At 59.8% G+C, this 12,461-nt stretch carries 12 protein-coding genes and 2 pseudogenes; 3 read left to right on the top strand and 11 right to left on the bottom strand.

All coding sequences use genetic code 11. The features are described 5' to 3' along the window. A pseudogene (locus NWF34_RS24800) lies at positions 1-182 on the top strand (IS256 family transposase); the annotation flags it as partial. Between the two features lie 131 nt (positions 183-313). Here NWF34_RS24800 and NWF34_RS24795 read toward each other — a convergent pair. The 11 genes from NWF34_RS24795 to NWF34_RS24745 all read right to left on the bottom strand — a co-directional run bounded on the left by NWF34_RS24795 (position 314) and on the right by NWF34_RS24745 (position 10,825). After that, positions 314-475, bottom strand: coding sequence for a hypothetical protein (locus NWF34_RS24795; RefSeq protein ID WP_005195129.1), 162 nt, complete (start codon positions 473-475; stop codon positions 314-316). A 238-nt stretch (positions 476-713) separates the two neighbouring features. After that, a complete protein-coding gene (locus NWF34_RS24790) occupies positions 714-2,354 on the bottom strand; it encodes a long-chain fatty acid--CoA ligase (protein WP_005195128.1) in 1,641 nt (546 codons plus the stop codon). 29 nt (positions 2,355-2,383) lie between these two features. After that, positions 2,384-3,073 (bottom strand): hypothetical protein, encoded by a 690-nt coding sequence (locus NWF34_RS24785; RefSeq protein WP_005195127.1) that lies wholly within the window; start codon positions 3,071-3,073, stop codon positions 2,384-2,386. A 46-nt stretch (positions 3,074-3,119) separates the two neighbouring features. After that, the gene (locus NWF34_RS24780) at positions 3,120-4,076 is read right to left on the bottom strand and encodes an MlaD family protein (RefSeq protein ID WP_006369626.1); all 957 of its coding nucleotides are present in this window, start codon (positions 4,074-4,076) and stop codon (positions 3,120-3,122) included. Beyond that, the gene (locus tag NWF34_RS24775) at positions 4,073-5,116 is read right to left on the bottom strand and encodes an MlaD family protein (protein ID WP_258326371.1); all 1,044 of its coding nucleotides are present in this window, start codon (positions 5,114-5,116) and stop codon (positions 4,073-4,075) included. Before NWF34_RS24775 ends, NWF34_RS24780 begins: the two co-directional genes overlap by 4 nt. After that, entirely contained in the window at positions 5,113-6,174 is a 1,062-nt protein-coding gene (locus tag NWF34_RS24770) for an MlaD family protein (protein WP_005195124.1), read from the bottom strand. Before NWF34_RS24770 ends, NWF34_RS24775 begins: the two co-directional genes overlap by 4 nt. Beyond that, positions 6,168-7,163, bottom strand: coding sequence for an MlaD family protein (locus NWF34_RS24765; RefSeq protein WP_006369625.1), 996 nt, complete (start codon positions 7,161-7,163; stop codon positions 6,168-6,170). Before NWF34_RS24765 ends, NWF34_RS24770 begins: the two co-directional genes overlap by 7 nt. Continuing rightward, positions 7,160-8,173 (bottom strand): MlaD family protein, encoded by a 1,014-nt coding sequence (locus NWF34_RS24760; RefSeq protein ID WP_006369624.1) that lies wholly within the window; start codon positions 8,171-8,173, stop codon positions 7,160-7,162. Before NWF34_RS24760 ends, NWF34_RS24765 begins: the two co-directional genes overlap by 4 nt. Continuing rightward, positions 8,170-9,207 carry an MlaD family protein gene (locus NWF34_RS24755; RefSeq protein WP_005195121.1) on the bottom strand — a complete coding sequence of 346 codons (1,038 nt, stop codon included), beginning with the start codon at positions 9,205-9,207 and terminating at the stop codon, positions 8,170-8,172. The genes NWF34_RS24760 and NWF34_RS24755 overlap by 4 nt, the downstream gene beginning before the upstream one ends. Positions 9,208-9,216: 9 nt before the next feature. Further along, positions 9,217-10,080 carry an ABC transporter permease gene (locus NWF34_RS24750; protein WP_006369623.1) on the bottom strand — a complete coding sequence of 288 codons (864 nt, stop codon included), beginning with the start codon at positions 10,078-10,080 and terminating at the stop codon, positions 9,217-9,219. A gap of 10 nt (positions 10,081-10,090) precedes the next feature. Further along, a complete protein-coding gene (locus tag NWF34_RS24745; RefSeq protein ID WP_005194985.1) occupies positions 10,091-10,825 on the bottom strand; it encodes an ABC transporter permease in 735 nt (244 codons plus the stop codon). 256 nt (positions 10,826-11,081) lie between these two features. On the opposite strand from NWF34_RS24745, the gene NWF34_RS24740 reads away from it, so the two are divergent. Then, positions 11,082-11,558, top strand: a complete 477-nt coding sequence (locus NWF34_RS24740; protein ID WP_005194983.1) for a PaaI family thioesterase — start codon at positions 11,082-11,084, stop codon at positions 11,556-11,558. A gap of 172 nt (positions 11,559-11,730) precedes the next feature. Further along, positions 11,731-12,325 (top strand): annotated as a pseudogene (locus NWF34_RS24735) (IS256 family transposase); the annotation flags it as partial. Positions 12,326-12,461 lie beyond the last annotated feature (136 nt).

Here is a 12,461-nt window from a genome sequence, read left to right as displayed (position 1 = left end):
CCATCTGCGACATCGAAGACAAACGAGCCGCTCAACGCCTCAAAGAACGCGGGACCAGGCGGTCACAGCCCCGTAAGGCCCTCGGACGACTGGTCGAGGGACAGGTCGTCACCAACTGGAAACAGGCCCTCGGACAACTCGCACTGGCCTACCCCGACCGGATCGAACCCCACCTCAGCTAGACCCCACAGACCACAAGAAAATCAGGAGTCACGTTCTTACACAGACATCTTGACAAGCTCTCGATCCCCCGCGCACCAAGAGACCGCCCCGCGGCAGAAGCCACGGGGCGGTGTGTTCTTCTGTGAAGCGCTCAAGCGGTAGCTTCGTCTGATCCGGACTCGATCGATCCGGTGACCAGTTCGCCGACGATGTCGGTAATGATTGCGCCCACGATAGCCTCGGCCATGATGGTGGCCCCTTCGATGTTGTGTGCTGATGACTGCGAATGTGGAGCGCTGGCTGCGATGTCCACCTCGCAAACTCTACGACGCTCGATAAAACGGCGCCCAACGAACGATGAGTGAGAGATGAATGGCCGCGCAATTCCCAGTGACGGTTCTGTCTTTCCCACCGGGGCCATCGGGCAGACGGATCGCTCCAATAAATACGTGCCCACCGAACGCTGAGGACGTTCGGTGGGCACATCTGTGCCTTACCTCGGCGGTGTCCTATCTCGGCCAGTGCGGACGCGAAGCCGACCCCGTGCGGCGCTAGTTCGATACAACCGGCAGCTCGCCCTGCTCATGCTTCGCGCGCAACACCTTCTTGTCGAACTTGCCCACGCTCGTCCGTGGTATCTGCTCCATGAACGTCCAGTTGTTCGGGATCCACCAGTGCGGGATCTCCTCCGGGCAATTTCTTAGGCACCACTCGTGGAGCGTGTCAGCCGACACTTCGCGACCCGGTGCCGGAACCACAACAGCGAGAGCTGTCTCCTGCCATCGGGGGTCGGGCATCGCGACAACCGCGGCCTCGGCGACATCCGGGTGCGACATGATCCAGTTCTCGAGCTCCACTGACGAGATCCATTCGCCCCCGGACTTGATGACGTCCTTGGACCGGTCGGTCAGCGTCAGATACCCGTCCGGACTGATGTGTCCCACGTCGCCGGTCCGCAACCAGCCATCCCGAAACCTCTCGGTGTCCTCGAGTCGGTAGTAGCTGCCTGTGACCCACGGACCCCGCACTTCGAGTTCACCGACGGACTTGTCGTCACGGGGAACAGGCAGGCCGCCCTCGTCGATGAGGCGCATCTCCACCCCGCAAATTGCCCGTCCCTGTCGCTTGCGGTAAGATATTTCCTTTGCGGGGCTGATCCCGGCGGGAGGCCGACCTACCGCTGCAAGCGGGGACGTCTCAGTCATACCCCACGCCTGAATAATCTGTACGCCGAAGCGGTCCGCAAACCCCTCGATCAACGACTGCGGGACGGGAGCTCCACCACAGGCGACAAGGTCGATCGATGACAAGTCGACACCCGGATTCGCGATACCGTACTGAAGAAGATCGTTCCAGATTGTCGGTACTGCTCCTGCCTTCGTGGGGCGATGTTGTTGGATCATGTCAGCGAGCGGCGCTGCTTGAAGGTATCGATCAGGCATCAGCAAGTCCGCGCCGGCCATCAGCGACGCGTAGGGCAGACCCCAGGCGCTGGCATGAAACATCGGCACGACGGGAAGTACACGATCGGCTTCTGCGATCGCCAGAGCGTTACCGGTACACGCTGCCATGGAGTGCAGAAACACCGAGCGATGACTGTAGACGACCCCCTTGGGATCGCCTGTAGTGCCGCTCGTATAACACATACCCGCAGCCGACCGCTCGTCGGGATCGACCCAAGAGAACACTGGGGATTCCGCTGCGAGCGCGTCATGATATCGCATCACGGTCACGCCGTGCCCGTCGAGCGGGGAGGTGTCGCCGTCGCCGGTAACGAACACAACCCGAACCGTCGCCAAGCCCGGTAGGACCGCCGCCAACAACGGAACCAGCGACCCGTCCACGATAATGACCTTGTCTTCGGCGTGGTTCGCGATGAACTGCAGCTGAGCCGGTGACAACCGGATGTTCAGCGTATGCAGCACCGCGCCCATCGCGGGTACCGCAGCGTACGCTTCGAGGTGCTCCTGGTTGTTCCACAGCATCGTTGCCACGCGGTCGTCGCCGACCACGCCGACCCGACGCAGAGCATTCGCCAGACGTGCGCATCGCTCTTCAAGATCGCCGTAGGTCGCATACCGGGCAGAGCCGTTCACGGAATAGGTAATCACCTGCCTAACAGTGTGATTGGTTGCGACGTGGCGCAGTATCGATGACACTGTCATCGGCACCTCCTGCATGGTGCTTTTCATCTAACTCTCCTTTCGCGGCGGACGCTGGATCATTCGGCAGGTCCGTAATCCTGGATCTGCCAGCCGTTATCGGTCTTCAGCACGACGACTTTCAACAGTGTGGGGAGTTCGCTCGGCTGAGGGTTCTGAACATTCTGGGTCTTCTGGGTGGCGAAGACCAGCACCGTGTATTCCCCCCGGTTCTCGCTGGCGCTGCCGGTGACGCTGGTCGCCAGTACGCGTCCCGCCGCTTGGACCTTGGCCTGTTTCATGATTTGGGTCAGGGTGGGTTCGACATCGTCGTATCGCTTGACCAACGCATCGCTGGCATTCTCTTTCACTTCGGTAAAGAATGCGTCGGTGTTTTGGTAGCTGTACGTGAGCGACTTTGTGGTGTAGTCCGATGCTGCCTGCGCTGCCTGCGCTCGTTGTGTGGCGGCGTCCTCCAGGGACGTCTTTGCTTGCCGCATGTCAATGTAGAGGTAAGCAAAGAGCCCGGCCAGCACCGCGAGTACTACCACGAGAGCACCGACGGCCACCACCTGGAGGCGTGCTGATCCCCAGCGCTGCTCGGCCTCGGACGTCGGGGGGCTTGCCTCGTCCGAGGCGGAAACGTCCTGTGACGTCGCAGGTTCTGTGGCACTAGTGGCGTCGCCGCGGTCTGCCTTATCGGAAGCCGTAGTCAGCTCATTTTCGGTGCCGCTGTCCTCGGATTCTGATCCGTTGTCGTGTGCGGTCATTTGCTGCCTTCTGTAAATGCTGGGGTAGGGGGGGAGACATCGGGCGTCAGCGGGGTGATGGTGTGACGGCGATCGGGATTTGCGCCTGTCCCCGATGGGACGCGGGGACTGTTCGCGCCAGGAGATCACCGATCGATCCGAAGTCGACGTATGTGTCTGCGACTTTCGCCGTCGCCGGTTTGACCGCGCGGGTGATGGCGACAATGTCGGGCTGAAGTATCTGGATGTAACCGCTGAGCTTTTCCACTAGCTTCAGGATTGGTGGCCATTTGTCGTAGGACGTAGAGGTGAAAACGATGAACGCACGTTGGATTCTCGCCAAACCGTCGACGGCATCCGGGGTCCGGACCGACGCGGTACTGAGCACACCGCCCACGTTCGACATGAGGCCCAGGAGGAACTCGGCATTGTCCGCGGTGGTACGGACCGCACCGTCGTCACCGACGAAGTCCACGAGGCGGTGCATCATGTCTCCGATCGTGTCGAGGTCCTTTTGCCGGCCGTCGACTGCAGCCGAGATCGTTTCGTTGATGGTCTGAATCGATGCTGGATCGAGCGCGTCGGCCACTGCCGACATTTTCGGGAGCACCTGGGGAACGGATTGGGACACGTGGATGGCGCTGGCGGGCACTAGGTCCCCACTACGCAAGTACTCACTGGTGGTGGTATCCGGTGGGATGAAGTTGATGTATTGCTCTCCCGCGACCGAGAGGTTCTGGATCGTCATGACACTGCCGCGAGGGATCTTGTAGCCGGAGTCGATGGACATGTCGACGGCGAGCTGATTATCTGTGACGCGAATAGATGTCACCTTGCCCGCCGGCACCCCCTCTAGCATCACCGGCGATGTGTCGAGCAGGCCGCCCGAGCTCTTGAGTATGGCCGAGATCGTGTAGTCGGAGCGGAACGGGTTTATTCGTGCCACGTCGATGGTCAGGTATGTTGCTCCGACGAGGAAGACGACGACAAGGGCAACCAGGGATACGACGGTGCTGCGGATCATGGCATCATTCCGATCGCTCGCAATACGTTAATGAACGACCCGGCATCACGTCGGGCTAGATCTTGGCCGTCGATAGACACGTCGGAAACGTTGATATCTGGCGAGCTGACGAATGGGATGAGCTTCTCGCGTATTACACGCGTCGCCTTGTCGGAAACATCCTTGGAGTAGATGTCCGAGTACGCGATGGACGCGATTACTGGCGCGATCGCTCCTACCGTTTCCTTGATGCGGGAATACTCAGGGTCGACGATACGGCCGGCAGATACTGCGAAGTCGCGCAGGTTGGCGATAAGTAGCGCGACGTCAATTAGCGAATAGCCCAGACCATAGAAGTTCACTCCCCCCTTGGTCAACATTCGGTCAGTACCTGACGGGTCGGCCAGGATCACTTTCAGTGTGCGATCGGCCGACTGCAGGACTACGTCGAGTTTGTCGGTGTTGGCGGACACCTCAGACACGGTGCGCAACGTCGTGCGGTAAAGCGTATCGAATTGGGCGGGGTCACTCGGAAAGGTCGAGTTCAGTGTCGATATCGCGGTATGGATTTTATCGAGTTCACCCCCGCCCAGTACATTAGCCATCCCCCGCATCACGTCCTCGACGTTGGCAGCCGGTTCGGTGTGTGAGAGAGGTATTACCGATCCCGCGTGCAGCAAGGCTTGGGTGGACTGCTGTGCGGGGGGAAGGATGGCCACATAAATCTCGCCCAGGAGAGTGTCTTGGCGGAGTTCCGCGCGCGAATCTTCCTGCAGTTGGGCGTCTTTATCAATTCGGGCGGCAACCAGCGCGTGGCCTCCGTCGTACGTGACGCTGGTGACGGCACCGACGTCAATCCCTCGAGAGAGGACTTTGGCACGGGCAGGCAAGTTCAGAGCACTCGTGAACTCGATCTCGATGTCGTAGCCGTCTCGGGCGGATGATCCGCCGATGGTCGGCGGGTTGTCGGCGTTGATGCTGCAGGCGGCGAGGGCGATGGTCGCTGCGAACAGCGTCACGATCGCGGCCGTGACACGGCGAAGGTAGCCGTAGGTCATCATTGAGATTGCCCTCCGATCAAGTTAGCGATCGTCGCCACTTCGTTACCCGTCCTGCAGACGCCGTTGACGGGGGGAGAGGCACACGCCGTTCTTAGGGTCTGCAGTGGGACAGACACGGCGAATGCCCGCAGGATCGACTTCGCATCCGGATGCTTGACGATGAGGTCAGCCGTTCGAGCGGCGACGGTCGCCAGGATGTTCTCTTGCTTGCCTACTTGCGCGAGGAGTGGAACCGCAGCATCACCAATTGCGAAGATCGGTGGACCGAAGTCGGACGCCAATCGCGACAGGATGGGGACGAAGGTACCTGCGTACTCTGTTGCGGCGCCGAATGTTTGACCGAAAGCAACAATCACCTCGATTGCGCCGACGAAGTTGTCGAACAGCTGGGTCACCTCAGCACTGTTCTCGGTGGCAACACCGGTTAAGGTCGCGAGGTTGGCTACAATTCTGCGTATCTGACCATCACGCCGGGTCGGATCGTTGATCAGCGTGGCCGAGTCCTTGAGAATGCCAGAGATATCGCCCTGGGTTCCCTCCATGTTCTTGGAGACGAGCGTGAGCGCCTGGAGAATCGCATCGGTGTCACGTCCGCCGTCCTTGACGAGTTCATCGGAAAGAGTGCTGATCGCGTCGAGCGTTTGACTAATCCCCAGTGGAGTCCTGGTTTTGTTCAGTGGTATGCACTTGGCCGACTCGTAATGCTCTCCGCCGCGATAGGGATGGGTGAACTCGATTTGTCTTTCGGTGACAATCGAGGTGGACACCAGGGTGGCCCCCACATCCGCGGGAAGCGGCACGGTCTTGTCGATCCGCATGTCGACACGCACGCCCCTCTGGCCCTCCTCGTGAATGCCTACGACCCTGCCCACCTTCTTGCCGAGCATCGCGACGGAGTTGCCTTCGTACAGACCTGATGCGTCGGAAAACTCCGCACATAGTGGCCGCGTGTCGTCGTCGGCTGTCGCATAGTTGATTCCTACGGCCGCGATCACTACTGCGAGTGTGACGATGGTGGCGATCGGGATCAGATGCTGACGCATCCGCTCTGTCAGCATTTTTGATCACCACTCGGGATGCAGATGCGGACAGTCGGTTCAGGACTCGCTGGACCGACCTCTGGAGCGTCGAGAAGAATGCTCAGTCGTCTGGTGATCTGATCGACCTGGGTCAGCGCGTTTGCGTAGGCGGGCATCTGGGCCGACACCTTGTTCAGAAGGGTCTTGAACTGTTGTACCGATGGTTCTATTCCGTCGCGGTACGCGACAAGCGGTCGGGTCAGTAGCTTGAAAAGACGGCGCAGATAATCGAATCCGTTCTGGACGTTGGCGATGTCTGGTCCAAGGGTGCGGGCAAGGAAGCTGAGCTGGCGGAGGAAGTCCACGAGTACCTGCTTGCGGTTTGCGAGGGCGGCGACGTACTCATCGGACAACGTCATCGTCTTGTCGAGTTGTGCGTACTGACGTTGCAGTAGGTCCATCAGGCTGCTCGCGTTTTGCAGGGCATCAGGGATATTGGTGTTTCCGTCGGAGAAAGCATTCTGTAGCAGCGCCGCTGTGCGCCGTAGATCAACACCACGCACGTCACGGAACACCGGTGTGGTTGTCTCAAGCGTGCTGGAAATGTCGTAGGTGCTGCTTGTCTGCTCCAGTGGGATTGCACCGTCGAGGGCCGACGGGCCTGAACCTGGGTCGAGGTCCAATACACGTCCACCAATAGGGGTGATGAGACGGACGTTCGCCGTCGCGTCCGACCGAACGGCAATCGAGTCATCCAGCCGGAATCGCACGGTGATGAACGTTCCGGTCAGGTCGACTGACGCGACCTTGCCTTTCCTGATCCCGGCGATACGTACCTGGTCGCCGGCTTCCAATCCGCCGGTATTGACTAACTTGGCACTGTAGCTAGTTTGTCCGGGCGGTGAGATGTACACAGCACCCGCCACGACGAGGCCGGCCACCGTGACCATCGTAACGACTCCCGCCAGGATGAGGTCGCGCCGACGCTGCGGGCGGTGATGCGGACGCTTATCGAAGAAGCGGGTCACTGGCACACCACCAGTCGTTGACCCATCAGGGCGATCTGCGCTGTTCTCGGTAGGTCGAGCACTCCTCGGGCGCACCCTGCCGCCGAGGACGAAGGTGTCGCTTTGGATGTAGTTTCCAGGGCGTCCAGGAGTGGCTTCAGGAGAACGGCACCGTTCAGTAAGCTTTCTGTATCCCCTGGCTCCCGCACCAATCTCTGATAAATGGCCGCGAAGCTGGTGTCGTAGGTCGACTCGATCTGCTCACCGGAGAGCACAGTCTTCGCCATCGAACGGTTGACCTCCCGCAGCGAGGCCCTCAGGCGATCGCTCACGCGGCTGAACGCATCGACGATTGACCCCAATTTGTCTATCAACTCGACCAGTTCGGCGGAGCGCCCCATCAACTGATCAGACACCTGTCCCAGGCTCGTCACAATGTTGGTGATGATCTCTGAACGCTGGTTCCCGTACTCGGTGATGTTCGCGACTTGCTTCATGACTGGTGCGATACCTCGACCGTCCCCCTGGGCGACCCGTAGCAGGTTCGACTGAAGCTCATTGATCTCGGCCGTATTCAATGTATCGAATACTGGTTTGAAACTGTTGAATAGTGTCGATACGTCGAACGACGGGACGGTCTTGTTGAGTGCCACCTGTGTGATCGACTCCTGGTCGGCGCCTTGTCCGGCATTGATGAGCTCCACATACCGCTGCCCCAGCAGGTTTTGGTAACGGACGGCGGCAGTCGTCGCGGGGGTAATCGAGACGCCGTCGTCCAGTTGGAAACGGACGATCGCTGTTGATCCCTTCAGGTCGACAGCCGTTACATATCCCACCTTCACTCCAGCGAGTCGTACCCCGTCGCGGGGCTTGAGTCCGGAAGCGTCGGCAAAAACCGCGGAATGCTGCGAACTGGAGGATCCTTCGTTGGTCGGCTGCAGAATCGCGATGATGACATACGTAAGGACGCCGATGACAGCGGTGAACGCGGTGATCTTAATGATTGTGGGTGTCAGAGACCTCAGAGTCATCCCGTGGGCCCCCCCATTCTCAATGCGCTTTGTAGAGCAGGTGAGGTCTGGACCACCAGTGCTAGCTGGAGCTGGACTCGGTCGCCGAATTTCGGCAAGGCTTTGTCGATGCCATCGAGGATCTGCGGGATCGTGTACACCGTGCGAACGAGCCCCGAGGCGGATCTGGCGACGGGCCGCGCTAGATCAAGGCCGACGTCTAACAGCGAACTCAGGGCCGGGTAATTCTTGTCGAGCAGTCCGCCGAGTGCACCGAACAGAACCTTTCCCGTGTCGCCGAGATTGCTTTTCGTGCGATCGATGTTCTGTTGAGTGGCGAAAAAGTCAGCGATATCGACGTTCTTCAAGACGCCAGGGACGAACGGCGTCATGAAGTCGGCGACTCCGGTGGACAGATTGGCTGCAATTTCTAGGTCCTCCCCGACCGGCCGTTTCTGGACATCCCGCGTGAGCTTCGCGATCTGGAATACGAGTTTTCCGCTATCAGACATTGCCTGCGAATCCTCGACGATGAACCTCACCACCGCTTCGAACGAGGGCTGGTCCAGTGCCTCGACCAGCGTGGAGATCTTGCGAACAAGTGTTGACACCGAGGTCTGTTCAGACTGCAACCTGCTTACGTAGACACTCCCGCCGGAACCGATGGGCGGTCCGTGTCCAGGATCTACGATTTCCAGTGCCGTCGGTCCCAGTGCGTTTGCCGAAGTGTAATTCACCGTCATGCCCTGCCGGAGATCTAGGTCGTTGCCGGAACCGGTGAAGTTGATTTTGACCGTCGCGCCACGGTCTCGAACCGAGATGCTCGAGACCTCGCCCACGGTGAACCCAAGGTACTTCACTTCCGATCCCCCCTTCAATCCGTCGCCTATCGCGTCGGTGTTGATGGTCAACGACGTGTGATCGCTGAAGTCACCGTTAGCGTCACTTATCAGTAAGTAGGCAGCTATCGCGCCGAGGATTAAGAGGGCGACCCCCCGAAGGACCAGGTTCCCGTGCGATGGTTCGCGCCCGGACGGATCATGAAAGACAGCCACTGAACCCCCCTACCCAGAAATCCGTACGCCGGAATCGAATCCCCACATCAGAAGTGTCAGAATCATGTCCTCCACGACGATGACGATGAGGCTCGTGCGGATCGCTCGGCCGGACGCCCGGCCTACCCCCTCAGCTCCGCCTGTGGCGAAGTAGCCCTGATAGCTATGGATAATCACTACGGAAACGACAAATACAAGAACTTTGATGAGCGAGAAGATAAGGTCCTGAGGTTTGAGGAACTGGTCGAAATAGAAATCATAAGTGCCGCCGGATTGGCCGTGTACCTGTGTGACGACGAGCTTAGCGGCCGCGAATCCGAGAATAAGCGCGATGATGTACAAAGGAATCACGGTCGTGATCGACGCCACTACGCGAGTGCTGACGACGAAGGGAATGGGACGTACCGCCATAGCCTCGAGAGCGTCGATCTCCTCGGAAATGCGCATCGAGCCTATCTCAGCTGTCAACCGGCAGCCGGCTTGTGCTGCGAACCCGATCGCAGCGATCATTGGCGCAAGCTCTCGGGTGTTAGCGTAGGAAGAGATGAATCCAGTCAGTGAACCCATCCCTACGAGGTCCAGCGAGGCGTAACCCTGGATACCGATTGAGGCGCCGACGGCGATGCCGAGGATGGCGAGGACGATGGCCGTTCCACCACCGACCAAGACTGCACCTCTACCCCAGGCGAATTCTTGTATGTAGAGCAGGGTTTGGCGCCGGTATGTGGTGATGACATGGCGGATGCCGAGGACCGCGGCGATCACAAAGGTCGCGACGTGCCCCAAGCGTTCAGGTACTTGTGCAACGGGCGCGATCACGGCACCGACCGGCCGGGTGGCGGCGGAGAACCTCCGGGAGGGAACGGTGGTCACGAGGCGTTTCTCATCCAATGGTTTGGGGGACGAACATGGTTGTTAGTTGCGTGATAAAGACATTGATCACGAAGCACGCGACGACACCCAGCACTACGGTGGCATTGACCGAGGTTGCGACGCCTTTAGGGCCGCCCTTCGTCGACAGCCCGCGGTGACAAGCAATCGTCACCACGACAAGTCCGAACACAAGCGATTTGCATAGAGCGACAACGATGTCGGTTACCGATGCGAACGACGCGAACGATGCAACATAGCTGCCGGGTGTGATGCCTTGGACATCGACGCTGATGGCGTAGCCCGCCAGCAGCCCGGTGAAGACGATCAGCATGCAGAGCATCGGCGCAGTGATCAACACAGATACGAACCGAGGTGCTACGACGCGCCTGGTGGGGTTGAGTCCGAGTGTCTCCATGGCGGCAATTTCTTCGCGAATCGTTCGAGCGCCCAAATCAGAGGCAATCGCTGATCCGGCCGCGCCCCCGAGTAGAAGGGCGGTAACGATGGGCGCTCCCTGTTGAATGATCCCGAGGCCCCCAGCGGCGCCAGCAATTGACGTGGCCCCAACTTGCTGAGTGAGGCTTCCCACTTGTACCGACACGATGACACCGAATGGCACAGCTACCAGAATCGCGGGCAGAGTCGTCACGACAATAACGAACCAAGTCTGCGATACGGCTTCGCGAAACGGAAACCGTCCCGTAGCAATGTCTACCGCTACCCACCGCAGGGCCTGGCCAGCCAAGCCGAGGGTGCTACCGAAAGTGGCGGCGCCGTCCAGGAAACGGTTGGCGCCGGTCCGAGTGGTGATGGACCTCTCCTTCCCTCGTACACGGGGTATGCGCCGCTTAATGCTGGTGCGCGTTATGGACGGTACCAGGTACTGGCAGTATTACCTATAGTGTTTACAGAAAGACCGTGTCGGGACCTGCTCCCACACCTCATCGACCCCCGCACCCTGTTTGAGTAGGTGGCGGCTTAGTAAGGACAACGATCAGAAGATGACCTCAGAAGCAAGACTGCCGGCGCACTCGTCCCAGTGCATGGGCTGCGGAAGCGAAAACCCCCACGGACTTCAACTTGAGGTCTACCGGAGTGGCGAGCGGGTGTACGCCGATCACACCTTCGACGAGAGGCACCTTGGCGCGCCCGGGTTGGCGCACGGCGGAGCGATCTCGGCCGCTTGCGACGACATCATGGGTTTCACCCTGTGGATCGCGCGGACCCCCGCGGTGACCCGCACCCTGACCGTCGAATACCGTCAGCCGGTCCCTCTGCACACTCCCATTCGCCTCTCTGCTTGGATTGACCACGAGTCGGATCGCCTACTGCACATCGCGGCCGTTGGATCGTTCGATGATCGAACGTATTTCACCTCTAGCGGTGTCTTCGTCAAGGTCGACGTCGCTCATTTTCGACGGTATGCCGACCTATCAACAATCGATGACTTCTTCGCCAACTTCACGCGTACAGACTGACGCCGCAGGGGGGACTGTCGCTGATTCGGTGTAAGTGGTTTGATCGCCCCCGGCGTGGGGCAGGAGGAATCACGACGATGACCGACACAGTCGAGGGCGTGGATGCCCTGGTGGCAGGGCCAGTTGAGACTGGTCAAGAACACGATGTCACCACCGCGGATGAGGTGCGTGAGTGAGTAGCCGGCCGATCTACGCCGCGATCGGGGTTGATCTCGATGGGCACAAAGACATCCTCGGCATGTGGGCTGGCGACGGCGGCAGCGAGTCGGCCACGTTCCGGCGGGCGGTGCTCACCGACCTCAAGAACCGGGGTGCCAGGGGCATCTTCTCCCTTGTCTGTGACGGCTTGAAAGGGTCGCCCGACAGTGTGTCCGCCGCGTTTCCGTTGGCCACGGTACAGACGTGCATCATCCATTTGATCCGGAACACCTTCAAGTACGCCTCCCGCAAGTATAGGGACAAGATCAGCGCCGATCTCAGACCGATCTACACCGCGCTGACCGCCGCTGAGGCCCGGCTGCGATGGGAGGAATTCGCTGAGAAGTGGGGCACGCCGTACCCGGCGATCGTGACCCTGTGGGAGAGTGCGTGGGAGGAGTTCATCCCGTTCCTTGACAACGACGTCGAAATTCGACGAGTGTTGTGCTCCACCAACGCTATCGAAAGTCTCAACGCCCCGCTAGCGGCGTGCGGTGCGCGCTCGAGGGCACTTCCCGAACGAGCAGTCCGCACTCAAAACGCTCTACCTGGTGACGCGGTCGTTGGATCGATCCCGAAGGGTATGTTGACGGCGCCTGAAAACTGACCCCCTGACGACGGGTGAATTTTGACCCCCGTCTTGTTAGGAGGGTGATTTCAGTGGAGCAGTGGGCGGAGATCCGCCGTTTGCATCGCAGTGAGGGT

The organism is Gordonia sp. GONU (assembly GCF_024733855.1).
GTDB classification, from domain to species: Bacteria; Actinomycetota; Actinomycetes; order Mycobacteriales; family Mycobacteriaceae; genus Gordonia; species Gordonia amicalis.
The sequence above is the reverse complement of the archived record's forward strand: the minus strand, read 5'-3'. Positions and strand labels throughout refer to the sequence as shown.

What these genes read in the sequence shown, in the direction of transcription:
- NWF34_RS24790 (WP_005195128.1), bottom strand. Translation starts at nt 2,354, where the DNA reads ATGAAAAGCACCATGCAGGAGGTGCCGATGACAGTGTCATCGATACTG.
- NWF34_RS24785 (WP_005195127.1), bottom strand. Translation starts at nt 3,073, where the DNA reads ATGACCGCACACGACAACGGATCAGAATCCGAGGACAGCGGCACCGAA.
- NWF34_RS24780 (WP_006369626.1), bottom strand. Translation starts at nt 4,076, where the DNA reads ATGATCCGCAGCACCGTCGTATCCCTGGTTGCCCTTGTCGTCGTCTTC.
- NWF34_RS24775 (WP_258326371.1), bottom strand. Translation starts at nt 5,116, where the DNA reads ATGATGACCTACGGCTACCTTCGCCGTGTCACGGCCGCGATCGTGACG.
- NWF34_RS24770 (WP_005195124.1), bottom strand. Translation starts at nt 6,174, where the DNA reads ATGCTGACAGAGCGGATGCGTCAGCATCTGATCCCGATCGCCACCATC.
- NWF34_RS24760 (WP_006369624.1), bottom strand. Translation starts at nt 8,173, where the DNA reads ATGACTCTGAGGTCTCTGACACCCACAATCATTAAGATCACCGCGTTC.
- NWF34_RS24740 (WP_005194983.1), top strand. Translation starts at nt 11,082, where the DNA reads ATGACCTCAGAAGCAAGACTGCCGGCGCACTCGTCCCAGTGCATGGGC.